This is a genomic window from Vibrio crassostreae (genome assembly GCF_024347415.1).
Classification (GTDB): domain Bacteria; phylum Pseudomonadota; class Gammaproteobacteria; order Enterobacterales; family Vibrionaceae; genus Vibrio; species Vibrio crassostreae.
Genome location: NZ_AP025476.1, coordinates 656,525 through 679,455, shown reverse-complemented (window position 1 = coordinate 679,455; position 22,931 = coordinate 656,525). Strand labels below are relative to the sequence as shown.

The 22,931-nt window shown below is 43.3% G+C and carries 26 protein-coding genes; 8 read left to right on the top strand and 18 right to left on the bottom strand.

Going from position 1 to position 22,931, the window contains the following annotated elements; genetic code table 11:
* Positions 1-135: 135 nt before the first annotated feature.
* The 9 genes from iscX to trmJ form a co-directional block, all read right to left on the bottom strand.
* Positions 136-336, bottom strand: coding sequence for a Fe-S cluster assembly protein IscX (gene iscX / locus OC193_RS03165; RefSeq protein WP_004740335.1), 201 nt, complete (start codon positions 334-336; stop codon positions 136-138).
* A 134-nt stretch (positions 337-470) separates the two neighbouring features.
* On the bottom strand, positions 471-809 hold the full coding sequence (gene fdx, locus OC193_RS03160; protein ID WP_017629863.1) for an ISC system 2Fe-2S type ferredoxin: 339 nt from the start codon (positions 807-809) through the stop codon (positions 471-473).
* Positions 810-829: 20 nt separating this feature from the next.
* Positions 830-2,680 (bottom strand): Fe-S protein assembly chaperone HscA, encoded by a 1,851-nt coding sequence (gene hscA / locus OC193_RS03155; protein ID WP_048658837.1) that lies wholly within the window; start codon positions 2,678-2,680, stop codon positions 830-832.
* 22 nt (positions 2,681-2,702) lie between these two features.
* Complete coding sequence (gene hscB, locus OC193_RS03150; RefSeq protein WP_019822106.1) at positions 2,703-3,218, bottom strand: co-chaperone HscB; 516 nt, start codon at positions 3,216-3,218, stop codon at positions 2,703-2,705.
* An 84-nt stretch (positions 3,219-3,302) separates the two neighbouring features.
* Complete coding sequence (iscA, locus tag OC193_RS03145; protein WP_048663738.1) at positions 3,303-3,626, bottom strand: iron-sulfur cluster assembly protein IscA; 324 nt, start codon at positions 3,624-3,626, stop codon at positions 3,303-3,305.
* A 97-nt stretch (positions 3,627-3,723) separates the two neighbouring features.
* Positions 3,724-4,101 (bottom strand): Fe-S cluster assembly scaffold IscU, encoded by a 378-nt coding sequence (iscU, locus tag OC193_RS03140; RefSeq protein ID WP_004740340.1) that lies wholly within the window; start codon positions 4,099-4,101, stop codon positions 3,724-3,726.
* A gap of 33 nt (positions 4,102-4,134) precedes the next feature.
* On the bottom strand, positions 4,135-5,349 hold the full coding sequence (locus tag OC193_RS03135) for an IscS subfamily cysteine desulfurase (protein WP_017629866.1): 1,215 nt from the start codon (positions 5,347-5,349) through the stop codon (positions 4,135-4,137).
* 27 nt (positions 5,350-5,376) lie between these two features.
* Complete coding sequence (iscR, locus tag OC193_RS03130; RefSeq protein ID WP_010440512.1) at positions 5,377-5,898, bottom strand: Fe-S cluster assembly transcriptional regulator IscR; 522 nt, start codon at positions 5,896-5,898, stop codon at positions 5,377-5,379.
* Between the two features lie 116 nt (positions 5,899-6,014).
* Positions 6,015-6,743, bottom strand: coding sequence for a tRNA (cytosine(32)/uridine(32)-2'-O)-methyltransferase TrmJ (trmJ, locus tag OC193_RS03125; protein WP_048658839.1), 729 nt, complete (start codon positions 6,741-6,743; stop codon positions 6,015-6,017).
* 181 nt (positions 6,744-6,924) lie between these two features.
* Here trmJ and suhB point away from each other — a divergent pair, with 181 nt between their 5' ends.
* Positions 6,925-7,728 carry an inositol-1-monophosphatase gene (suhB, locus tag OC193_RS03120; RefSeq protein ID WP_017062836.1) on the top strand — a complete coding sequence of 268 codons (804 nt, stop codon included), beginning with the start codon at positions 6,925-6,927 and terminating at the stop codon, positions 7,726-7,728.
* 296 nt (positions 7,729-8,024) lie between these two features.
* On the opposite strand, the gene secF is transcribed toward suhB, so the two are convergent.
* From secF to queA, 5 genes are all read right to left on the bottom strand, one after another.
* On the bottom strand, positions 8,025-8,972 hold the full coding sequence (secF, locus tag OC193_RS03115; protein WP_048658840.1) for a protein translocase subunit SecF: 948 nt from the start codon (positions 8,970-8,972) through the stop codon (positions 8,025-8,027).
* Between the two features lie 14 nt (positions 8,973-8,986).
* Positions 8,987-10,843 carry a protein translocase subunit SecD gene (secD, locus tag OC193_RS03110; protein ID WP_080967378.1) on the bottom strand — a complete coding sequence of 619 codons (1,857 nt, stop codon included), beginning with the start codon at positions 10,841-10,843 and terminating at the stop codon, positions 8,987-8,989.
* Between the two features lie 20 nt (positions 10,844-10,863).
* On the bottom strand, positions 10,864-11,193 hold the full coding sequence (gene yajC / locus OC193_RS03105) for a preprotein translocase subunit YajC (RefSeq protein WP_010440492.1): 330 nt from the start codon (positions 11,191-11,193) through the stop codon (positions 10,864-10,866).
* 111 nt (positions 11,194-11,304) lie between these two features.
* Positions 11,305-12,441: a tRNA guanosine(34) transglycosylase Tgt gene (gene tgt / locus OC193_RS03100; protein WP_017056177.1), complete on the bottom strand. Its 1,137-nt coding sequence runs from the start codon at positions 12,439-12,441 to the stop codon at positions 11,305-11,307.
* 190 nt (positions 12,442-12,631) lie between these two features.
* Positions 12,632-13,684: a tRNA preQ1(34) S-adenosylmethionine ribosyltransferase-isomerase QueA gene (gene queA, locus OC193_RS03095; RefSeq protein WP_017062523.1), complete on the bottom strand. Its 1,053-nt coding sequence runs from the start codon at positions 13,682-13,684 to the stop codon at positions 12,632-12,634.
* Between the two features lie 335 nt (positions 13,685-14,019).
* Here queA and OC193_RS03090 point away from each other — a divergent pair, with 335 nt between their 5' ends.
* The 5 genes from OC193_RS03090 (at position 14,020) to OC193_RS03070 (ending at position 16,698) form a co-directional block, all read left to right on the top strand.
* On the top strand, positions 14,020-14,466 hold the full coding sequence (locus OC193_RS03090) for a CBS domain-containing protein (RefSeq protein ID WP_017070674.1): 447 nt from the start codon (positions 14,020-14,022) through the stop codon (positions 14,464-14,466).
* Between the two features lie 437 nt (positions 14,467-14,903).
* Positions 14,904-15,308: a hypothetical protein gene (locus OC193_RS03085; protein WP_048658865.1), complete on the top strand. Its 405-nt coding sequence runs from the start codon at positions 14,904-14,906 to the stop codon at positions 15,306-15,308.
* Positions 15,305-15,742 (top strand): hypothetical protein, encoded by a 438-nt coding sequence (locus OC193_RS03080; protein ID WP_048663739.1) that lies wholly within the window; start codon positions 15,305-15,307, stop codon positions 15,740-15,742. The genes OC193_RS03085 and OC193_RS03080 overlap by 4 nt, the downstream gene beginning before the upstream one ends.
* Positions 15,743-15,905: 163 nt before the next feature.
* The gene (locus OC193_RS03075; RefSeq protein WP_048663740.1) at positions 15,906-16,304 is read left to right on the top strand and encodes a hypothetical protein; all 399 of its coding nucleotides are present in this window, start codon (positions 15,906-15,908) and stop codon (positions 16,302-16,304) included.
* Positions 16,297-16,698 (top strand): hypothetical protein, encoded by a 402-nt coding sequence (locus tag OC193_RS03070; RefSeq protein WP_048663741.1) that lies wholly within the window; start codon positions 16,297-16,299, stop codon positions 16,696-16,698. Before OC193_RS03075 ends, OC193_RS03070 begins: the two co-directional genes overlap by 8 nt.
* Positions 16,699-16,761: 63 nt before the next feature.
* Here the strand turns inward: OC193_RS03070 and OC193_RS03065 are convergent, their stop codons facing one another.
* Complete coding sequence (locus OC193_RS03065; protein ID WP_048663742.1) at positions 16,762-17,667, bottom strand: hydrogen peroxide-inducible genes activator; 906 nt, start codon at positions 17,665-17,667, stop codon at positions 16,762-16,764.
* A gap of 210 nt (positions 17,668-17,877) precedes the next feature.
* On the opposite strand from OC193_RS03065, the gene OC193_RS03060 reads away from it, so the two are divergent.
* The gene (locus OC193_RS03060; protein ID WP_048658845.1) at positions 17,878-18,486 is read left to right on the top strand and encodes a peroxiredoxin C; all 609 of its coding nucleotides are present in this window, start codon (positions 17,878-17,880) and stop codon (positions 18,484-18,486) included.
* 316 nt (positions 18,487-18,802) lie between these two features.
* Positions 18,803-19,546, top strand: a complete 744-nt coding sequence (locus tag OC193_RS03055; protein ID WP_048663743.1) for a copper homeostasis protein CutC — start codon at positions 18,803-18,805, stop codon at positions 19,544-19,546.
* Between the two features lie 43 nt (positions 19,547-19,589).
* On the opposite strand, the gene phoU is transcribed toward OC193_RS03055, so the two are convergent.
* From phoU to pstA, 3 genes are all read right to left on the bottom strand, one after another.
* The gene (phoU, locus tag OC193_RS03050) at positions 19,590-20,288 is read right to left on the bottom strand and encodes a phosphate signaling complex protein PhoU (RefSeq protein WP_009848270.1); all 699 of its coding nucleotides are present in this window, start codon (positions 20,286-20,288) and stop codon (positions 19,590-19,592) included.
* Between the two features lie 74 nt (positions 20,289-20,362).
* The gene (gene pstB, locus OC193_RS03045; RefSeq protein WP_048663744.1) at positions 20,363-21,181 is read right to left on the bottom strand and encodes a phosphate ABC transporter ATP-binding protein PstB; all 819 of its coding nucleotides are present in this window, start codon (positions 21,179-21,181) and stop codon (positions 20,363-20,365) included.
* A complete protein-coding gene (gene pstA, locus OC193_RS03040; RefSeq protein ID WP_080967381.1) occupies positions 21,182-22,891 on the bottom strand; it encodes a phosphate ABC transporter permease PstA in 1,710 nt (569 codons plus the stop codon).
* Between the last annotated feature and the right edge of the window lie 40 nt (positions 22,892-22,931).

The window sequence follows — 22,931 nt, the reverse complement described above, 5'->3', positions numbered from 1 at the left end:
ATTATGTAGGAGGAAAATGTCATTTTGATAAAAAAACGGACCATAAGGTCCGCTTTTTTTAGTAAGAATTGTTAACTTGGCTGCGTTTTATATTGGACTGATACCAACCCGCGACCAAATCATCAGATAAGAGGATTAATCCATCTCATCCATCCAGCACAAAATAATAGCCTCTAAGATTTTCTCATTCGAGTGGTTAGGCTCGTCGTCGAACTCTTCAAGGTCTAGCACCCATTGATGCAGATCGGTAAAACGTACCGTTTTAGGATCAGTATCAGGGTACAAATCACATAGCTCAATTGCGATATCTCGCGAATCAATCCACTTCAAGCTCATAACACTTCCTTATATTTATCAGCGACGCTCTGTCACCTTTATGATCTATATTCTAGGCCAGTTTTCTTAGTATGTTTGTCTAAGCAATAGCTCTCTCAGTCATCACTGTATTAGCCATGACTGAGAACAGGTTCTTAGTGGTCTTCAGAAGCCAGGTTCAATGTGTACTTTGGAATCTCTACTACAAGATCTTCATTCGCCACTTTTGCTTGGCAACCCAGGCGAGATTCCATCTCTAAGCCCCATGCTTTATCTAGCATGTCGTCTTCTAGGTCATCACTCTCTTCTAAAGAATCAAAACCTTCACGAATCACAACGTGACATGTCGTACATGCACACGATTTTTCACATGCGTGTTCAATACCAATACCGGCCTTCAATGCAACATCAAGAACCGTCTCACCAGTTTTTGCTTCTAAAACAGCGCCTTCTGGACATAGATCTTCGTGAGGTAAAACAATAATCTTTGGCATGTTTATCTATTCTCTAACTATTAAATATTATCGACTGACTGACCTGACAGTGCAGCACGAATTGATTTATCCATACGACGAGAAGCAAAGTCTTGGCTCGCTTTGTCGGTATTCTTAATTTCTAGTTCAATCGCATCGGCATTATCGCCATTGCGCACTTCAATCAGTGCTTCAATCGCTTGAACAAGTTGTTGTTTGCCTTGCTCATCAAGTAACTCATCGCCATCGGCTTGCATTGCGGCAATTAGGCCTTCAATAACGCGATCCGCTTCTACGCGTTGCTCAGCAAGAGCACGCGCTTGCATGTCTTCTTTTGCAAAAGTCATCGAATCTTTCAGCATGCTAGCCACTTCGTTATCGCTTAGACCGTAAGAAGGCTTAACTTGGATTTCAGCTTGAACGCCTGTGCTCTTCTCCATTGCGGTAACCGATAGCAGGCCATCAGCATCCACTTGGTAAGTCACACGAATATGAGCAGCACCTGCAGTCATCGGCGGGATGCCTTTCAAAGCAAATCGAGCCAGTGAACGACAGTCATCAACCATTTCGCGTTCACCTTGTACGGTGTGCACTGTCATAGCAGTTTGACCGTCTTTGAACGTGGTAAATTCTTGTGCGCGAGCCACTGGGATCGTGGTGTTTCGAGGGATGATCTTTTCGACCAAACCGCCCATGGTTTCGATGCCAAGAGACAGAGGGATAACGTCCAATAGCAGCATCTCAGAGTCAGGCTTATTACCGACTAAGATATCCGCTTGAATCGATGCGCCAATTGCAACCACTTCATCAGGGTTAATGCTGGTTAGTGGCGTACGACCAAAGAAGTCACCGACCATTTCACGTACAAGTAATGTGCGAGTTGAACCGCCGACCATCACGACTTCTAGAACTTCATCTGCATCAACTTCCGCATCTTTTAGTGCACGACGGCATGAAAGCAGTGTTTTCTTAACGAGCGGTTTGATGATCTCTTCAAACTCTTCACGAGTTAATGAACCAGACCAACCTAGTACTTCAACCTCAACGCTTTCAGCTTCAGATAAGCCAATCTTAGCTTCTGTTGCGGCGTCTAGAAGAATACGGTTCTGCTCTGCAGTTAGCTCCGATAAGCCCATTTGCTCTTGGAAATGATCCGCAACTAAATGGTCAAAGTCGTCGCCGCCTAATGCAGAGTCACCGCCCGTAGCTAGAACTTCGAAGACACCTTTAGATAGGCGTAGGATAGAGATATCAAACGTACCACCACCTAAGTCATAAACAGCAATTACCCCTTCTTTACCTGAATCCAAACCGTAAGCAATCGCAGCGGCAGTCGGCTCATTAAGAAGACGTAACACGTGAAGACCAGCAAGTTGCGCCGCGTCTTTCGTACCCGCACGCTGTGCATCATCAAAGTAAGCAGGAACGGTAATAACAGCACCAGATAACTCGCCACCAAGTGTTGACTCAGCACGTTGACCTAGCGCTCGCAGAATGTCTGCAGATACTTGAATTGGGTTTTTGTTACCTTGCTCTGTGCGAATCACAGGCAAACCATTATCACTTTCTTCAAATTGATATGGCAGAGATGGGTATCGCTGTTGAATATCTGACAGTGAGCGACCGATTAGTCGCTTAACTGAGATAATGGTATTTTTAGGATCAGTCTGTGCATTTGCACGAGCTTCATCACCAGTCGTGTATGACTCTGACGTATAGTGAACAACGGAAGGAAGAATACTGCGACCCTGTTGATCAATCAGTGTGCTCGCCTCACCACTGCGCACTGCCGCAACCAATGAGTTTGTTGTACCTAAATCAATACCCACAGCAAGCTTGTGCTGGTGAGGAGCGGCGCTTTGCCCTGGTTCTGCAATCTGAAGTAGTGCCATGGATGTGTCCTTGTTATACGAACTAGCCGATCAGACGATCTTCAACTAACTCGATTTCATTCTTTAATTTTGCAATAAACTTAAGCTTTCTTACTCGGTCTGCAGCTTCTAGCCAAGCCTCACTGTCGAGTTCTTGTTGGATAGCGCTTAATTGTTGTTTATACATTTTGCTAACCTTTCCTTCAAATGCAAACAAAGCATCTTCAGGTTCAGAACTGTCGGCGATATCTTCAAGCTCTTCACGCAATTCCATTTGCTCCATTAGGAACATAGGATCTTGCAGGGTCTGCTGTTCACCACGAATATCCTCACCATGTTGCACTAACAGGTATTCAGCTCGGCTGATTGGATTCTTCAATACCTGATACGCATCATTGATTTGCGCAGCTTTTTGCACGGCTAGCAGGCGATCACGCTCAGAAGCAGTGGCAAATTTATCAGGGTGGAATTGGCGTTGCAGATCTCTAAACTGAGAAGAAAGAAGGCTACCATCCAGTTGAAACTGAAGTGGTAGCCCAAATAATTCGAAATGATTCATGTAACGGTGGTCCTAAGTTTAGGCTCTTCAATCAGAGCCTAATTTTATTCTTCGCTCACTATAAACGCTTAACGATTGAAGCGTTTATACGTTGAAGCTCTCACCACAACCACATTCGCCTTTCGCGTTAGGGTTGTTGAATTCAAAACCTTCGTTTAGGCCTTCTTTTACGTAATCAAGCTCAGTTCCGTCTAGGTAAACTAGGCTCTTTGGATCAATGATGACCTTAACACCTGAATGCTCGAACACTTCGTCTTCTTCGTTAAGATCGTCAACGAATTCTAGTACATACGCCATACCCGAACAGCCAGTCGTTTTTACCGCTAAGCGTAACCCGATACCTTTACCTCGGTTATCTAGGAAAGCTTGAACTCGGCTTGCTGCCGTATCTGTCATGGTGATGGCCATACTACAACCTTGTGTTTTATATAAATTGAGAACTCAGGGGGAGCACAAAGGATGCTCCCAAATATTGCTTATTTTTTGTGATTACTTAATGAGACGATTAACGCTTCTTTTTGTAATCCGCAACAGCTGCTTTGATTGCATCTTCAGCAAGAATTGAACAGTGAACTTTCACTGGTGGCAACTCTAGCTCTTCTGCGATTTCAGAGTTTTTGATAGCTGCCGCTTCATCAATACTTTTGCCTTTAACCCACTCAGTGACTAGTGAGCTAGAAGCGATTGCGCTGCCGCAACCGTAAGTTTTGAATTTTGCATCTTCGATAATGCCTTCTGGCGTTACCTTGATTTGCAGTTTCATTACGTCACCACAAGCTGGTGCGCCAACCATGCCGCTACCAACACTTGGGTCTTCTTTATCAAACGAACCTACGTTACGTGGGTTTTCGTAGTGATCAATTACTTTTTCGCTATATGCCATGATAGTTACCTCGAATCCTCTATTTCCGTGAGATTAGTGATGAGCCCACTCAACAGTGTTCAAATCAATCCCTTCTTTATACATATCCCATAGAGGAGACATGTCGCGTAATTTGTTTACCGCTACACGAATTTGTGCAATCGCGTAGTCGATTTCTTCTTCCGTTGTGAAACGGCCGAATGAGAAACGTACTGAGCTGTGTGCCAGTTCATCGTTCAGGCCAAGAGCACGTAGAACGTATGAAGGCTCTAGGCTTGCTGATGTACATGCAGAACCTGATGATACTGCTAGGTCTTTTAGAGACATAAGCAAAGACTCACCTTCAACGAAAGCAAAGCTCACGTTTAGGTTGTGTGGTACACGTTGGTCTAAGTCACCGTTTACCGTTACCGCTTCTAGATCTTGAACACCTTTCAATAGGCGCTCACGAAGTGCTAGTGCGTGATCGTAATCTTTCTGCATGTCTTGCTTAGCAACAGCACAAGCTTCGCCCATACCCACGATTTGGTGAGTAGCAAGCGTACCTGAACGGAAACCACGCTCATGACCGCCGCCGTGCATTTGCGCTTCAAGACGAATACGTGGCTTACGACGAACGTAAAGTGCACCGATACCTTTAGGGCCATACATTTTGTGAGCTGAAAGTGAGATTAGGTCAACTTTCATCTCTTGTACGTCTAGTGGGATTTTACCCGCAGACTGAGCCGCATCAACGTGGAAGATGATCTTACGAGAACGACATAATTCGCCGATTGCAGAGATATCTTGGATTACACCAATCTCGTTGTTAACGTGCATGATAGAAACTAGAACAGTGTCTTCACGCATTGCAGCTTGTAGCTTGTCTAGATCGATGATGCCGTTTGCTTCTGGCTCAAGGTAAGTTACCTCAAAACCTTCACGCTCTAGTTGGCGACATGGATCAAGAACCGCTTTATGTTCTGTTTTGCACGTAATTACGTGCTTACCTTTCTTCTCGTAAAAGTGCGCTGCACCTTTAATAGCAAGGTTGTCTGACTCTGTAGCACCTGAAGTGAAAACAATCTCACGTGGGTCTGCATTTAATAGGTCAGCAATTTGCTCACGAGCATTATCTACTGCTTCTTCTGCCTGCCAGCCGTAACGGTGTGAACGAGATGCAGGGTTACCGAAGTTACCGTCCATCGTCATGCACTGAACCATTTTCTCAGCAACTCGTGGATCGACTGGGCATGTAGCTGAATAGTCAAAGTAAATAGGCAGTTTCATTTTCTACTCCAATGTAAAAACTGACCGCTAAGAGCGGGCATTAACACCGTGAGGTGCTGCACTAATCGTTGTAGTGCTCGTATTTTTATGTGCAAAACCATTATTAACCGCAAGATCGATATCTTGACGATCAGAAATTTCTAAAACTTCGTTATCTTTCATTAGCTCACCGAGCGTAATGTCGTTTAAGAAGCTGCTGATTCGGGAGCTTAAATCACGCCATAGAGTGTGAGTTAAACAACGACTACCACCCTGGCAATCTGCTCGACCGTGACACTTAGTCGCATCCACTGATTCGTCTACTGCTGCAATCACAGTTCCGACAGCGATGTCGCTCGCTTCAGCTCCTAAACGGTAACCACCACCAGGGCCGCGAACACTAGCAACTAAGCCAGCTTTACGTAACTTAGAAAAAAGTTGCTCTAAGTAAGATAACGAGATGCCTTGTCGCTCTGAAATGTCAGCCAGAGGAACTGGGCTTTTTTGCGAATGCAGTGCTACATCTAGCATAGCTGTTACCGCATATCTTCCTTTAGATGTAAGTTTCATATCACACCGTATCCACATTGTTTATGTGGTTGGAATCTTCCCATACCCGACTAAATTGGTCAAGTATTTAGTTGACTATTTTAGTCAGGTATTCACCCTTAGGGTTTGTACGGGCTTTATTTGTCGTTTTTGCTCTTCTCAATTGAAGTCAAAATGCCACGTAGAGTGTTGATCTCTTGCAGCTCTGGACGAGCTCGGCTAAACAGACGACGCAGCTTATTCATCACCTGCCCCGGCTTATCCTTAGAGATAAATTGGGTATCAATGATCACTTTTTCAAGGTGCTCGTAGAACATTTCTAGTTCTTCGTGACGAGGGTACTCATCTTGTGGCTGTGGTTGATATTGGCTAGCGACCATATCAAGGTGGGCGACACGCACTTCGTAGCTCAGAGTCTGTACCGCCATTGCTAGGTTTAGCGAGCTGTATTCAGGGTTAGCTGGGATACATACATGGAAGTGGCACTTCTGAAGCTCATCGTTAGTCAAGCCAGTACGCTCACGGCCGAATACTAATGCTACTGGGTGCTTCTGACCTTCAATTGCAAATTTTTGTCCACACTCACGAGGCTCAAGCATTGGCCATTCAAGTGTGCGTGAACGTGCACTCGAACCAACCACTAAACCACAGTCTTTTACTGCTTCGTCCAGTGTGGAAACGATAGTCGCGTTTTCTGCGATGTCACCAGCACCCGCAGCCAGTGCTAAGGTCTGCTCGTCAACTTCACATTGAGGGTCTACAAGAACTAATTGACTCAAACCCATCACTTTCATTGCGCGAGCTGCTGATCCGATATTTCCCGAATGAGACGTACCAACCAGAACGACTTTTACATTGTCTAACATGCTATATGACACCACTTTAAAAATAATCGCGAGATATTAACACATAGCAAAGTAAAATGGTCAGACCCTTCGCGCAATGTGAAACCAAGAGTTCAAAAAATAACCACTTCCCTTTTGGTAAAACTTTGGTATACTCGCCGCCGCTTTAAATTGTTCTTTAACATCTGGTGGGAAAAACCATATGCATCCAATGCTAAACATTGCGATACGCGCTGCGCGTAAAGCTGGCAACCATATTGCTAAATCTCTAGAAACAACTGATAAGATCGAATCGTCTCTAAAAGGTAACAACGATTACGTTACTAACATTGCTCAAGAAGCTGAGTACATGATCATTGAGACAATCAAAGCATCTTACCCAGAGCACAGCATTATTTCTGAAGAGAAAGGCCTGACTGAAGGTAAAGACTCTGACGTACAATGGATCGTTGACCCACTAGATGGCACCAACAACTTTGTAAAAGGTTTCCCTCACTTCTCTGTATCTATCGCTGTTCGCATGAACGGTCGTACAGAAGTTGCTTGTGTTTATGACCCAATGCTAAACGAGCTATTCACAGCTCAACGTGGCGCTGGCGCTCAACTTAACAACGCTCGTATGCGTGTTACTCAACTAAAAGACCTTCAAGGTACTGTTCTAGCGACTGGTTTCCCATTCAAGCAAAAACAACACTCTGAATCTTTCATGAAGATCATCTCTGGTCTATTCATTGACTGTGCTGATTTCCGTCGTACAGGTTCTCCTGCTCTTGACCTATGTTACCTAGCAGCTGGCCGTGTTGATGGTTACCTAGAACTAGGCCTTAAGCCATGGGATCTAGCCGCTGGCGACCTAATCGCTCGTGAAGCTGGTGCTATCATGACTGACTTCGCTGGCGGTACTGATTACATGACTTCTGGTAATGTTGTTGCTTCAAGCGCACGTGGTGTTAAGTCTATTCTTAAGCACGTTCGTGAGAACGCTAACGAAGGTATGCTGAAATAATTCAGACCTTACGTTAAAGCTCTCTGTTTTAAGGGCGCATAAAAACTCCAAAGCCTCGCTAGATAGCGAGGCTTTTTTGTATCTGCAATTTGAGATACGAGATACGAGATACGAGATACGAGATACGAGATACGAGATACGAGATACGAGATACGATCAGAATGTCTCTTATTGAAATGAAGTACAACTCACTTCAACGTTAAATTGTATTGAGCTTCACCATAGAATGCAGACATAAAAAAACCGCTAGTTACCTAGCGGTTTTTTTGGTTTAGCGAAACTTGTTAAGCCAAGGCCTAAGGCATTTCGTCAAACTCTTCACCTTCTTTTTCCACTTGTGGTGGCATTAGGTGTTCACGTGTAATACCCAACTTCATTGCTAGTGCAGATGCAACGTAGATAGAAGAGTAAGTACCAACCGTAATACCCAATAGAAGGGCAGTTGCGAAGCCGTGAATCATAGCGCCGCCCTGAACGAACAGTGCGATAACTACGAATAACGTGGTACCAGAAGTGATCAATGTACGACTCAATGTTTGTGTGATTGAGCTGTTCAGTACTTCAGGCGCTTCACCTTTACGCATCTTACGGAAGTTCTCACGAATACGGTCGAATACAACGATGGTATCGTTGAGGGAGTAACCGACTACCGTTAGCAAGGCTGCTACGATGGTAAGGTCGACCTCAATTTGCATTAGAGAGAACACACCAAGTGTGATGATAACATCGTGCGCCAGTGCTAATACCGCACCCGCAGCCAAACGCCATTCAAATCGCACTGATACGTAGATCAAGATACAGATAAGAGAAACTAGGATAGCAAGGCCACCCGCTTCTGTTAGCTCATCACCTACGTTAGGACCAACGAACTCGATACGACGCATTTCAACTTGCTCACCAGTACCATTCTCAATAGCAGAAAGGATTTGGTTACCAAGCGTTTCGCCCGCTACGCCATCACGTGGACGTAAACGAACCATCACATCACGAGCTGAACCGAAGTTCTGTACCGTTGCATCACCAAAGCCTTCGGCTTCTAGTGCACTACGGATATCAGGAAGGTGTGCCGGTTGTTCAAAACCAACTTCAATCAGAGTACCGCCAGTAAAATCTAGACCCCAGTTCAACGATTTCGTTGTTAGGGTGAAGATAGCAGTACCAATCATCAAGATAGAAAAAACAAAGGCAACCTTTGACCAACGCATAAAGTCGATCATTTTGTCTGCTTTTAGAATCTGAAACATATTAATTCCTAGCCTTAGATCGACAGTTTTTTAACGCGTTTGCCGCCATACATCAGGTTCACGATACAACGTGTTCCCACAATAGCTGTAAACATTGAAGTCAAGATACCGATAGACAGCGTTACCGCGAAGCCTTTGATAGCACCAGTACCCACAGCAAATAGAATAATTGCTGTTAGTAGCGTGGTGATGTTGGCATCGGCGATTGTGCTGAATGCGTTCGCGTAACCTTGGTGAATCGCTTGTTGTGGACTACGTCCATCTCGAAGCTCTTCACGTATACGCTCAAAGATCAGAACGTTGGCATCAACCGCCATACCGACCGTTAATACGATACCGGCAATACCTGGCAGGGTCATAGTAGCCCCCGGAATCATCGACATCACACCGATAATCAACACCAAGTTAGCCATTAGCGCAACGTTCGCAATCAGACCAAAGCTGCGGTAGTAAAGCAGCGTAAACAGCATTACAGCAGCCATACCCCAAACCATCGCCATGATACCCATATCGATGTTTTGTTGCCCCATAGATGGACCAATAGTACGTTCTTCTACAATCGAGATAGGCGCAATCAGAGCACCAGCACGCAGTAGAAGTGCCAAGTTATGAGCTTCAGCCGTTGAGTCGATACCAGTAATACGGAAGTTACGACCAAGTGCAGACTGAATCGTCGCTTGGTTAATCACTTCTTCGTGCTTACTTAAGATAACTCGACCTTCCGGTGTTTTACGACCGCTGTCTTTGTACTCTGCAAATACCGTCGCCATTAGCTTACCGATATTCTGACGAGAGAATGCAGACATCTTGCTACCACCTTCGCTGTCTAGCGAGATGTTAACTTGAGGACGACCATATTCATCAACACTTGAGCTTGCATCAGTAATACTTGAACCGCCTAGAATAACGCGCTTCTTAAGTACCACAGGACGACCATCACGATCTTGCTTGATTTCGCTACCCGCAGGGGCACGACCAGAAGCGGCAGCGGCTAAATCAGCACTGCTATCTACTTCACGGAACTCAAGCGTCGCGGTAGCACCAAGGATTTCTTTAGCGCGAGCAGTGTCTTGAACACCAGGCAATTCCACTACGATACGGCTAGAACCTTGACGTTGAACCAAAGGTTCAGCAACACCAAGTTCGTTAACACGGTTACGTAGAATGGTAATGTTTTGCTCAACCGCGTAGTTACGGATTTCTTGAAGACGAGCCTCTGTAAAGCTTGCAACCAAAGAGAAACGACCGTTAGATTCAGAATCTACGAACGTCATATCTTGGTGCTTAGATTGCAGTAGCGATTTCGCTTCAGCAAGCTGCTCTTCGTTACGCAGAATCACTTCAACCGCATCTTTACCAGATGGGCGAATCGCACGGTAACGGATTTTCTCTTCACGAAGTTCACTACGGAATGCTTCTTCTTGTTGACCAACCAGCTTTTGCATCGCCGCGTCCATATCCACTTCCATTAAGAAGTGAACACCACCACGTAGATCAAGACCAAGTTTCATTGGTGCAGCACCAATAGATTCAAGCCAATCAGGAGTTGAAGCCGCTAGGTTTAAAGCAACAATAACGTCATCGCCTAGTGCTTCTGTGATGATATCACGGGCACTAATTTGCGTATCTGTGTCGTTAAAGCGAACAAGAATGGAACCGTTTTCGAGAGCAACGGATTTAGTAGAAAGGTTTTCTGCTTCAAGAGCATTGGTGACAGCATCCAGCGTAGACATATCTACAGAGGCGCCGCGCGCCCCTGTAACTTGAACTGCCGGATCTTCACCGTATATATTTGGAAGTGCGTACAACGCAGCGATAGCGATGGCAAACACCACCATCAAATACTTCCATAACGGGTAACGGTTTAGCACAGCGAGGATCCTCTAGCTGTTTATAGAGATTTCAGAGTACCTTTTGGTAGCACTGCTGTAACGAAGTCTTTCTTGATAACTACTTCGTTGTTTGCGTTCAGTTCGATAGCAACGTAGTCGCTGTCTTCAGCAATCTTAGTGATCTTGCCGATTAGGCCGCCGCTTGTAAGAACTTCATCGCCTTTGCCCATAGAAGACATAAGGTTCTTGTGCTCTTTAACACGCTTAGCTTGTGGACGGTAGATCATGAAGTAGAAGATCACAGCGAACATACCTAGCATGATAAGCATTTCGAAACCGCCGCCTGCTGGTGCACCTTCTGCTGCTGCGTGAGCTTGAGAAATAAACATTTAAAACATCCTCTATTTATATTTTCGTAATTGTTTGTCTAATTGGGTTGCATCCCTTTATTTTCAAGCCCCATCACTCGGAAGAGAGATAGGGCTCGCAAAAAAGAAATACTAAGATTCTTTACCTAGTGGTGGCACTTCACGCCCCATTCTTGCGTAGAACTCTGCAACGAACTCTTCAAAGCGGTCTTCATCGATAGACTGACGAATGTCTGACATTACTCGTTGGTAGAAACGCAGGTTATGAATCGTGTTCAGTCGAGCACCTAGGATTTCGTTACAACGATCCAAATGGTGTAAGTACGACTTGCTGTAGTTCTTACAAGTGTAACAGTCACACTCTGAATCTAGTGGTGTTGTATCGGTTTTATGCTTCGCATTACGGATCTTGATCACACCTTCAGTCACAAACAGGTGGCCGTTACGTGCATTTCGCGTTGGCATTACACAGTCAAACATGTCGATACCACGACGAACACCTTCAACTAGGTCTTCTGGTTTGCCTACGCCCATTAGGTAACGTGGCTTATCTTCCGGCAGTTGAGGACATGTGTGTTCAAGAATACGGTGCATGTCTTCTTTTGGTTCGCCTACTGCTAGACCACCAACTGCGTAACCATCAAAACCAATTTCAGTTAGGCCTTTAACAGATACATCACGAAGGTCTTCGTACACACCACCTTGAACGATACCGAATAGTGAGTTCGGGTTTTCAAGTTTGTCGAAGTGGTTACGTGAACGCTCAGCCCAACGAAGAGACATCTCCATTGAGTCTTTTGCTTCTTTGTGTGTCGCTGGGTAAGGCGTACACTCGTCAAAGATCATTACGATGTCTGAACCTAAGTCTTTTTGGATTTCCATAGACTTCTCAGCGTCCATGAAGATCTTGTCACCGTTTACAGGGTTACGGAAGTGAACACCCTCTTCAGTGATTTTACGCATTGCACCTAGGCTGAATACTTGGAAGCCGCCTGAATCAGTCAGGATAGGACCGTGCCAGTTCATGAAATCGTGCAGGTCACCGTGCATTTTCATGATTTCTTGACCAGGACGTAGCCATAGGTGGAATGTGTTACCTAATAGGATCTCAGCACCTGTGTCTTTAACTTCTTCAGGTGTCATACCTTTTACAGTACCGTAAGTACCTACAGGCATGAATGCTGGGGTTTCAACGGTACCGCGTTCAAACTGAAGTTGACCACGACGTGCGCCGCTATTAGTTTTTTTAAGTTCGTATTTTAATTTCACGAAGCCTCCAATATGCCAGAGAAACAATCTGACTGTTAATTCAGAACCTTAAGCCAAACAAAAGTTCAGTCTAGTGGGCTCTATGAGGAGCGGTCGCGTATTCCTTGCGAGAGATTAGACAGACACCCTGCCCGACTCCTAGCTTACTGCTAGCACCCGTAAATTTTTTTATCGCTTAAACCAGCTTCAATTAGCTCGTTTTCTTATTGATGAACATAGCATCGCCGTAGCTGAAGAAACGATATTCGCTCTTCACTGCGTGATCGTATGCGCCCATCACGTTGTCGTAACCTGCAAATGCACTCACCAACATAATCAGCGTTGATTCTGGTAAATGGAAATTGGTAATCAAGCAATCCACCAACTGGTATTCGTAACCAGGGAAGATAAAGATTTCAGTGTCACCAAAGAACGGAACTAACTCTGTGCCTTTCTTCAACGCATCTTGCGCTGCACTCTCTAGTGAGCGAACCGATGTTGTACCAACGGCAATAATGCGTCCGCCACGCGCTTTTGCAGCCGCCACTGCATCAACCACTTCTTGCGGCACTTCAACATACTCAGCATGCATGTGGTGGTCATTGATGTTGTCTACTTTAACGGGCTGGAATGTACCGGCGCCAACGTGAAGCGTCACGTACGCAAACTCAACACCTTTCTCTTTCATGTCAGCCATTAGCTTGTCATCAAAATGAAGACCCGCTGTTGGAGCGGCAACCGCACCTGGCTTCTCATTATAGACCGTCTGGTAACGCTCTTTATCTGCGTCTTCATCTGGACGATCAATATAAGGAGGTAGCGGCATATGACCAACGCTGTTCAGAATCTCTAAAACGCTTTGGTCAGATGTGAAATGGATTTCAAATAACGCGTCGTGTCGCGCCACCATTTCAGCTTCATACTCATCGTTCTCACCAAGGAACAACTTAGTGCCCGGCTTAGGTGATTTAGAACAACGAACATGCGCTAGAATACTCTTCTCATCAAGCATACGCTCAACCAGCACTTCAAGCTTACCGCCTGATGCCTTGCGACCAAATACACGAGCTGGAATCACTCGAGTGTTATTGAAAACAACAAGATCGCCTGGTTCAACCAAGTCTAAAACGTCTTTAAACGAACCATCAGCTAGGTTACCGCTGTTGCCATCTAATTTAAGCAGGCGGCTTGCTGTACGCTCCTCTTGAGGGTAGCGAGCAATGAGTTCATCTGGTAGGTCAAAGTGAAAATCTGAAACTTGCATGTGTCTAGTCTTGTCTTAGTTGATGAGATTGGTGCCGTTGACGAATCATAAATCGTAGTTGCTGGATAATCGTTACGGTAAGTCAATCGTTACCAGAAACACATCGCAAACACGACTAAAAATTTCGCAGTGGGCTAGTATAGGCACACGAGCCGCAATAGCAAGGTTTACAGCAATGGATTATTGTAAAGAGGCGTAAAATAATGCTACTAACTCACCTCCTTAAACTAAAGAATTAGTTGCATAAAACTCATCCAAAAATGCGTCAGATCTCAGTTATTTTTAGGATAAAAAACTATAGTAATAGCAACAAAATAAAAAAGAAGGAGGTTCGTATGATCAAGGTTGAAGATATGATGACTCGCAACCCTCATACCCTATTGCGCTCACACTCACTGGCCGATGCTAAGCACATGATGGAAGCGCTTGATATCCGCCATATTCCGGTCGTTGATTCCGATAGAAAGCTACTCGGTGTTGTCACACAACGAGACGTTCTAGCCGCTCAAGAATCCAGCCTACAAAACATCCCACAAGCTCAATCTTTTACTCTTGCTACTCCCCTCAACGACATCATGCACAAAAGTGTTATGTCAGTAGAGCCACGTGCAGGATTAAAAGAATCGGCTATCTATATGCAGAAACATAAAGTGGGCTGTTTACCTGTCGTAGAAAACCACGAACTAGTAGGCATTATCACCGACAGTGACTTCGTCACCATCGCGATTAACTTGCTTGAACTGCAAGAAGAAGTCGAGCCAGAAGAAGCTGAAGTAGAGTGATATGACAATAAGAAGAGCCTCATAAAACTATGAGGCTCAATATTAGGTAATTTTAATCGATAGAAATGCACTGCCGCTTACCCCGTAACTCATTACAATAAACAACCAATCCGCACACCATATCAAATATAAAACTAGTTGAATAATATATTGATGAAGTTTATATTACCCGCCATATACAACCACCTCCGTAATAAAGTGAAAAAATCATATTTATCAATAGGCTTGATGTAGAGGTTATAACGAATTCAGCTCCTGTCATTGCTTGTATCACTGTTGTTACATTCACAGTAGAGGATGTAGCTGCTTCTTCCGGAGTGTTGGAAACTTATATAAAAGCAATTGACGACTATTCATTTGGTCCACTTAATGGTTCGGAGAATATACTGGCATCTCATAATGAGGTGCACAAAAAGTTACGGTTCTTGAGAGTACAAATGAAAGTATCAAACTATAAAAATTCAATAATATGCCTAGTTATCATCACTGTATGCAGTTACCCATTCATATACTTCCCTTCTGGAGAGTATGATTCAGATAGAGTTTACTTTGTTACTGTACTAAGCTCATTTTTTGTATTTTTTCTCTTAGTGTTTACCGTGGCACAGTTAGCACTGATAATAAAAAATAGGGATGATAAGTACCAAACTAAAAATCATCATATCGGTATTTATTTTATCATAGCCATATCGCTATCTACTTTTTATTACTTTAAGGTTGAAGAGTATAAAGAAACAAGCACTAGTCATGTATATTGCGGATCAATATTAAAGATGAGAAGTTCTGTGGGGCTTTTAGAAAAATTTGCGCTTTCAAAAGAAAAATGTGGTAGCGGTTTATGAATAAATTATTCCCATATTTAAAGTTTTCTTTTTTTATCTTAGGCTATACTTTCTTATCTTTTTTAGTTTATGGACTTGCAGTAGATACCTACCAATTTTGGGTGTCCGGTATAGAAAAGCAAGCCAGAGTCGTAAGCCTTGATCATGTTAAAGTTCATACTAAAGGGTCTAAAACTTATTATTATAAACTAGAGATAGATAGCAACTTATCAATTCATGGATTTTATTTTGAATTAATTAAAAATGAGAAATATAATATTTTAGCTATTAAAGATGGAAAAATAATACTCGAAAGTAAAAATAGCAGCCTATTCCATATATTTAAATCTGTATTTGGTTTTACTATCACTTATAGCATCATCGCATTCATAACTTATATGTCATATAAACTCGTAAAGTACTATTTCACAAGACCTAGAAATCCATACAACTAGAAAACTCAGGTTTATCTATCGAATAAATTATCTAGGTTGAATAAGATTTACAGCAGATCATAACTTCCGATAAAATTTAGGTTAAATAAAATTAAAAAATATAAATTTCAATTACTTACTAGCACTTAAACAGTGCTGTAGCAGAATGAACATAGGAAAAGATATGAAACTACGCAAGCACAAACAAGCTATTAGGTTTACGATTATATTATTAATCAGTTTTTACCCTATATTATACTTCCCACTCGGATCTTATAAAACCGATAAAATATATCTCTTATCAATACTACTTACTCCTGCTTTCTTTTGGGCTTTTTTCATAAGTATAGTTCAATTAAAATTAATATTTAAAACAAAGAAAGATCATATTAGAATGAAGAATAAAACTTCATATGTTTTACTTGCTATATCGTTCATTCTTTCTTTTCTATATTACTTTAAAATGGAAGATTATAAAATAAACAGCCCAACTCATATATACTGTGGCCCAGAACTAGAATTAAAAAGCTCGCGTGGTATATTTGAAAAATTCGCCATCACTGAAGAGATGTGTAATGAATAAAAATATCATCAAATACTATAGGTTATATAAACCTATAGTAAAAAGAATGGATTCAATAAAAACAATCAGGTTATCTAGTAGATTATTCAAATTTTATAGTTTATTTATGTTATTTTTCATAGGTATGAGCCTAATAATATCAGGGGGAGATTCTTTAATTCCTTTAGCTACCGAATTAGTAAAAACTATAGTTATATTATTATCATCTTATTATGTAAATATTTCAATCAATCGATTCTATGCAATTATTTTAGCGCTAACCCCACTGCTAGACATTGGAATTGGATTTTTTTATGATCTGCCAATGGAGCCTTTAAACATAATGCTTAGCTTTATTGCATTAAAATGTTTATATGCCGTATTAAAATACCACCAGTTTACAAAAAATAGTTAAATACGAGCCTTACCCTGCCACTATGCAAGGTAAGGTGGGTACATCTATAACTCAGACCACTTATTACAACAACTCAGAAACTACATCCGCAAGCTGATGGAATGTTTCACGACGTGATGAACTTGGTCGCCAAACAAGGCCTATATCTCGGTACGCTTGCTGACCAGGAGGATCAATAACCACTAGGTTTTGGTTTTCCAATAAGCCATGATCGATGGCCATCTGCGGAATAAAGGTGGTTCCTAAACCATTTGCTACCATTTGCACCAATGTGTGGAGGCTTGTGGCGGTGAACGGATTTATCTTCTCTTTGTCGGTTAACTTACAAGCTGATACCGCGTGCTCGGTTAAGCAGTGCTCGTTCTCCAGCAAAAATACAGACTCGTCTGGCAAGTCATCGTATTTAATCGGAACACGAATGCCATCGGCTTGATTACGACTGATCACCATTCTGAACGGGTCTTGCCCGACAACTTTACTCTCCATGTTGTCGATATCGACAGGCAGAGCCAGAATCAACACATCTAACTCACCATGACGTAATGCAGCCAATAAGTTAGTTGTCGTATCTTCACGTAACAGTAAATTTAGCTGAGGAAAGCGTTGGTTAGCTTCTTGTACCAAATCGCACAAAAGGAATGGTGCAATGGTAGGAATACACCCGACTCGCAGCTGACCTTGCATCGCATCCCCGTTACATAGGTTTCCAAGCTCGACAAGGTCTTGCCCCTTCGCCAGTAGATCTCGTCCATGCTTGACCACCAGCTCACCCGCTTGAGTAAAAACCAATGGGCTCTTCTTATCCTTCTTTTCATAAAGAGGGCAACCAATTAGCTCTTCTAGGTTTTGAATGCCTTTACTGAGCGTAGATTGACTCACGAAGCAGCGATCAGCGGCATCACTGAAGTGACGAGTTTCGTGAAGAGTAACAAGATAGTGAAGTTGCTTAAGACTTGGCCATTTATTCATGAAATTACTTTGTAATATGAGTAGGATAAGTTACGTAAAGGTCATGAGACCTAAGAACAGGACAAAGAATAAGCTTATCGCTTTTTTCGATTAACTTAATCTATTTAATTCGCTTTTTTCTATAGTACCGATTGTACTATAGTTTGTCGCGTAGAAACGGAGCCCAAACAAAGATGTGTTGGGCCAACTAATTTTTTAGGAGATTCCAAAATGGTACTAGTAGGTCGTCAAGCCCCTGACTTTACTGCAGCAGCTGTTCTAGGTAACGGTGAGATCGTTGATAACTTCAACTTCGCAGAATTCACTAAAGGTAAGAAAGCTGTAGTTTTCTTCTACCCACTAGACTTCACTTTCGTTTGTCCTTCAGAGCTAATCGCTTTCGACAACCGTCTTGAAGATTTCCAAGCTAAAGGCGTTGAAGTAATCGGTGTTTCTATCGATTCTCAATTCTCTCACAACGCATGGCGTAACACTGCTATCGCTGATGGCGGTATCGGTCAAGTTAAATACCCTCTAGTTGCTGACGTTAAGCACGAGATCTGCAAAGCATACGATGTTGAGCACCCAGAAGCAGGCGTTGCTTTCCGTGGTTCTTTCCTAATCGATGCTGACGGTCTTGTACGTCATCAAGTAGTTAACGACCTTCCACTAGGTCGTAACATCGACGAAATGCTACGCATGGTAGACGCACTAAACTTCCACGAGAAGAACGGTGAAGTTTGTCCTGCACAATGGGAAGAAGGTAAATCAGGTATGGACGCATCTCCACAAGGTGTTGCAGCATTCCTATCTGAGCACGCTGACGATCTAAGCAAGTAATTACCTCTTAAGCCCGAACTCAACGCGGGTTAATGGTTGGAAGATTCTCTATAAAGAGACATAAAGCATAAGCTAATAGCGCAAAGCGCACCGCCAATCAGTTAAGAAGTAAAGTCCTATTAAAAGCCCGAAGTTAACGCTTCGGGCTTTTTGCATCTATTGCTTCAACAATGATTTATTCCTTGCTCATATCCACAATGAATAGGGGTAACCGCAAAGCCAAACTTTACCTCTATTTTCCTCTGCCCCTACCTATTCAGAATCATCCCAAGATTGCTATGATTTCCTTAGTCTCAATTTGAACGAGTAAAATAGCATGAACATCGAAATTGAAGTGTGTATCGATAACCTAGAATCCCTACACAATGCCCTAGCTGGCGGAGCTAATCGTATTGAGCTCTGCTCTTCACTAGCACTTGGTGGGTTAACTCCGAGCTTCGGAATGATGAAGCAAGCTGCTCGCATCTCATCAGTTCCTGTGTATGCAATGATAAGACCAAGACAAGGCGACTTCATTTTCGATGATGATGATATGCTTTCTATGCTTGAAGATATTGAAGCTTGTGCAAGTGCAGGGCTGGACGGAGTCGTACTTGGTGTGTTGGCGCCTAACGGAAGTATTGATATACCAAAAATGCAGCAACTGGCAGACAAAGCGCGCTCGTTAAAACTTGGGATTACGTTCCACAGAGCCATTGATCAAAGCTCTGATTTTCAAACAGCCTTGGAGCAGGTCATTGAACTCGGATGTGAAAGAATTCTGACATCAGGGCTTGCTGTTAATGCTGAACAAGGCATTGATGTATTGACTGCAATGGTCAAACAAGCCGATGGACGAATTGACATCATGGCTGGGGCTGGCGTCAACGCAACGAATGCTAAGATGATTCAAAGCACTGCACAAGTACCCGCACTTCATCTTTCTGGAAAATCGACAAGACCAAGCCTAATGGAAAATAGCTCTAGTGCTCAAATGGGTAACGACGATATTGATGACTACCAAATCCCGGTAACTGATGCTAGTAAGATATCCGATGTAAGAGCAGCCCTCACGGTTTAGGGCAAGAGTCAAAAATCAAAATTAACCCAGCTCGATGAATACGTTACTTTAAAGCGTCATCAAGGCTTTGATCGCCTAGGTGACGTACATCTTTGCCTTTCACAAAGTAGATTATGTACTCGCAGATATTTTGGCAACGATCTCCCACTCGTTCAATTGCACGAGCTGACCACATCACCTGCAAAATATTAGGAATGTTCTTAGGATCTTCCATCATGTACGTCATCAATTGACGAATAACAGCTTCGTACTCCGCATCCAACTTATCATCAAGCTTATGAACTTCAGCAGCCGCATCAACATCCATACGAGCAAAAGCATCTAATACTTGGTGAAGCATAGTGATTGCTTGGCGGCAAAGAGGTTCTAGTGAGACATGAAATTTTTGCTCTTTGGTTGAAGGGATCTCTATAGCACCCTGAGCAATTTTAGAGGCAACATCACCGATGCGTTCTAGATCGGTAATCGTTTTGATGATCGCCATTATCAAACGCAGATCTTTCGCGGTAGGCTGACGTTTTGCAATGATTCGAGTACATGCCTCATCAATCGACACTTCCATTGCATTCACTTTATGGTCGTCACGAATCACTTTTTTAGCCAATTCAACATCGTCTTTGTGAAGCGCCTGCATTGCAAACGAAAGCTGCTGCTCCACTAACCCGCCCATGGTCAATACATGAGTACGAATCGACTCTAACTCGACATTGAACTGTCCTGAAATATGGCGACCGAAATGCATATCTGCTCCTTGAAAGAAATGAAGAAAGCCATTTTTATAGAGTAACTTAGCTCTAAATGACGCCTCTATAGAGGTTAGCCATATCTACCAGTAATGTAGTCTTCCGTTTGGTTTTTCAATGGAGACGTAAAAATTGAGTCCGTATCTGAGTACTCGATCAATTTTCCCATATGAATAAAAGCAGTATGGTCACTTACACGCGCAGCTTGTTGCATGTTGTGGGTAACAATCACCACTGTGTATTGCGTCTTGAGATCGTTGATCAGTTCTTCAATCGTCAGAGTAGAAATAGGGTCCAGTGCCGATGTCGGCTCATCTAGCAACAACACTTCAGGCTCAATCGCAACCGCACGAGCGATAACCAAACGCTGCTGTTGACCGCCAGATAAACCAAAGGCATTCTCATGCAAACGGTCTTTCACTTCATCCCATAGCGCAGCCGCGCGAAGAGAGCGCTCAACGGCATCATCGAGGTCTCGGCTGTTACTCACGCCTTGCAACCTCAGACCATAAACCACGTTCTCATAGATAGATTTAGGAAACGGGTTCGGACGCTGGAATACCATACCGACACGACGTCGTAAGGTCGCGACATCTACCTTAGGGTGATAGACGTTCTTGCCATGAAGCTTCACTTTCCCGGAAACCTTGCAGCCCTCAACAAGATCATTCATGCGATTAATACAGCGCAACAGCGTCGACTTACCGCACCCTGATGGGCCGATAAAAGCCGTCACTTGCCCCTTCGGAATTTGCATTGAAATATCATCGAGTGCTTGACTCTCTTTATAATAAAGATTCAGCCCTTCAATTGAGATAGCAACTTGCTCATCCTTCAGGTTATGAACATCTAGTGGTGCTTGGTAACCCAAGGTTTCATTAATCGAGAACATCTAATCTTGTCCTAAGGTTCGGTATTTTTCACGCAAGTTATTTCGGATATTGATGGCCGTTAAATTTAATCCAACAATCACCGTAACCAATAAAAATGAAGTGGCATACACTAAAGGTCGCGCCGCTTCGATATTCGAGGTTTGAAACCCAACATCATAAATATGAAAGCCTAAATGCATGAACTTTCTGTCTAAATGTAGATACGGGAACTGACCATCGACTGGCAAGCTTGATGCTAATTTCACAACACCCACCAGCATGAGTGGAGCAACTTCCCCCGCGGCTCTCGCGATTGCTAAAATTAAGCCCGTGATAATCGCAGGGCTTGCCATTGGTAAAACAATGCGCCAAAGCGTCTCAAATTGAGTAGCACCAAGGGCTAATGAACCGTGCCTCACGGAGCTAGGAATCCGCGTTAAGCCCTCTTCGGTGGTTACGATAACGACTGGGAGCGTCAATACCGCTAAGGTTAGAGCAGACCATAATAGGCCTGGAGTACCAAATGTCGGTGCAGGCAATCGCTCGGCATAAAACAGCGTATCAATCGAGCCACCAATGGTATAGACGAAGAAGCCTAAGCCAAAAACGCCATACACAATCGACGGCACACCCGCTAAGTTAATCACGGCAATCCGAATCAAACGTGTTAGTGCGTTGTTTTTTGCATATTCATGAAGATATATCGCAGCAACTACACCAAGAGGCATCACTACGATCGACATGAGAATAACCAACAACACTGTACCGAAAATGGCTGGGAACACGCCACCTTCAGAGTTTGAGTCTCGTGGGTTCTCTGATAAGAACTTCCAAACTTGTTTGCCCCAATGCCCAACCTTTTCAAGATAGGACATATTATTCGGGTACCAATAATCCAGAATGTGACTGAGCGAGATTTCGACCTGTTCTCCTGTCATATCCTCAACGAGCAAGCTTTCTACATTAAGCTGCGTTCTCAAATGCTCAAGCTTTACTTCAGCCTCACCTAATTGGCGGTTTAATTCCAGTTTAGTTTGAGTATAGGTTTTAAGATATTCATCGCTCACTGATTCATTGAGTTCAAGCTTACGCTTTTCTAAACGCAAGTTTTCCAATTGCCAGCTTATATTGCGAATTTCTTGGTTCACAACACGCGACGTTTCTTTACGTAACGTATCGGCAAACGCTAAACCTTGTTCGAGCTTTTGGTCTATGTTCGAATCAAATGTGCCAGAAGCGGTTTTAAAACCCACTGGCTTACCAAAGAAATAGCCACCTCGACTTCGTTCAATCACAATCCAATCAAGTGGAGTGGTTGGTTCACGTAAGTTAACATCCAGAATGGAAACAAAGTCCGCAGGGTACAGTTCTCTATTGGCGACTTTGATGCTTAAGCGCTGTATTAGCCCTGTCGACAAATTTTGAGGTGACAAAAGGTCATGGACTTGTGGAACTTGCTCTATCGGGATGTACTTGCGTTCATATAACTGACCAATCAATAGATCTTGTTTTGATACGGTTTCGTCAAGGTCGACAACTAACGATAAGTCTTTGGAATCAACTTGCCATTGGTACAAAGGTGCTGGCCAAAAATAGGTCAAGCCCTTCCAACCAATCAGCAGCATCAGGCCAAGAACAGAAAGCATACTGATGCTCACCGCCCCGCCCGTTAACCATATCCACGGAGAGCCTGATTTGACCCAAGATAATAATGACTTCAGTTTATTGATCATAATCGACCTAGCTCTTGACGTGCTGAACGCAAGGGGA

Bases quoted from the DNA above. Each gene is read 5' to 3' on its own strand.
- trmJ (WP_048658839.1), bottom strand. From the start codon at position 6,743: ATGTTAGACAATGTAAAAGTCGTTCTGGTTGGTACGTCTCATTCGGGA.
- OC193_RS03090 (WP_017070674.1), top strand. From the start codon at position 14,020: ATGATCAAGGTTGAAGATATGATGACTCGCAACCCTCATACCCTATTG.
- secF (WP_048658840.1), bottom strand. From the start codon at position 8,972: ATGTTTCAGATTCTAAAAGCAGACAAAATGATCGACTTTATGCGTTGG.
- OC193_RS03070 (WP_048663741.1), top strand. From the start codon at position 16,297: ATGAATAAAAATATCATCAAATACTATAGGTTATATAAACCTATAGTA.
- hscB (WP_019822106.1), bottom strand. From the start codon at position 3,218: ATGAATCATTTCGAATTATTTGGGCTACCACTTCAGTTTCAACTGGAT.
- OC193_RS03055 (WP_048663743.1), top strand. From the start codon at position 18,803: ATGAACATCGAAATTGAAGTGTGTATCGATAACCTAGAATCCCTACAC.
- OC193_RS03080 (WP_048663739.1), top strand. From the start codon at position 15,305: ATGAATAAATTATTCCCATATTTAAAGTTTTCTTTTTTTATCTTAGGC.
- phoU (WP_009848270.1), bottom strand. From the start codon at position 20,288: ATGCATTTCGGTCGCCATATTTCAGGACAGTTCAATGTCGAGTTAGAG.
- iscA (WP_048663738.1), bottom strand. From the start codon at position 3,626: ATGGCCATCACCATGACAGATACGGCAGCAAGCCGAGTTCAAGCTTTC.
- OC193_RS03135 (WP_017629866.1), bottom strand. From the start codon at position 5,349: ATGAAACTGCCTATTTACTTTGACTATTCAGCTACATGCCCAGTCGAT.
- hscA (WP_048658837.1), bottom strand. From the start codon at position 2,680: ATGGCACTACTTCAGATTGCAGAACCAGGGCAAAGCGCCGCTCCTCAC.
- suhB (WP_017062836.1), top strand. From the start codon at position 6,925: ATGCATCCAATGCTAAACATTGCGATACGCGCTGCGCGTAAAGCTGGC.
- queA (WP_017062523.1), bottom strand. From the start codon at position 13,684: ATGCAAGTTTCAGATTTTCACTTTGACCTACCAGATGAACTCATTGCT.
- OC193_RS03075 (WP_048663740.1), top strand. From the start codon at position 15,906: ATGAAACTACGCAAGCACAAACAAGCTATTAGGTTTACGATTATATTA.
- pstB (WP_048663744.1), bottom strand. From the start codon at position 21,181: ATGTTCTCGATTAATGAAACCTTGGGTTACCAAGCACCACTAGATGTT.
- fdx (WP_017629863.1), bottom strand. From the start codon at position 809: ATGCCAAAGATTATTGTTTTACCTCACGAAGATCTATGTCCAGAAGGC.
- yajC (WP_010440492.1), bottom strand. From the start codon at position 11,193: ATGTTTATTTCTCAAGCTCACGCAGCAGCAGAAGGTGCACCAGCAGGC.
- OC193_RS03060 (WP_048658845.1), top strand. From the start codon at position 17,878: ATGGTACTAGTAGGTCGTCAAGCCCCTGACTTTACTGCAGCAGCTGTT.
- iscU (WP_004740340.1), bottom strand. From the start codon at position 4,101: ATGGCATATAGCGAAAAAGTAATTGATCACTACGAAAACCCACGTAAC.
- OC193_RS03065 (WP_048663742.1), bottom strand. From the start codon at position 17,667: ATGAATAAATGGCCAAGTCTTAAGCAACTTCACTATCTTGTTACTCTT.
- iscR (WP_010440512.1), bottom strand. From the start codon at position 5,898: ATGAAACTTACATCTAAAGGAAGATATGCGGTAACAGCTATGCTAGAT.
- OC193_RS03085 (WP_048658865.1), top strand. From the start codon at position 14,904: ATGAAAGTATCAAACTATAAAAATTCAATAATATGCCTAGTTATCATC.
- iscX (WP_004740335.1), bottom strand. From the start codon at position 336: ATGAGCTTGAAGTGGATTGATTCGCGAGATATCGCAATTGAGCTATGT.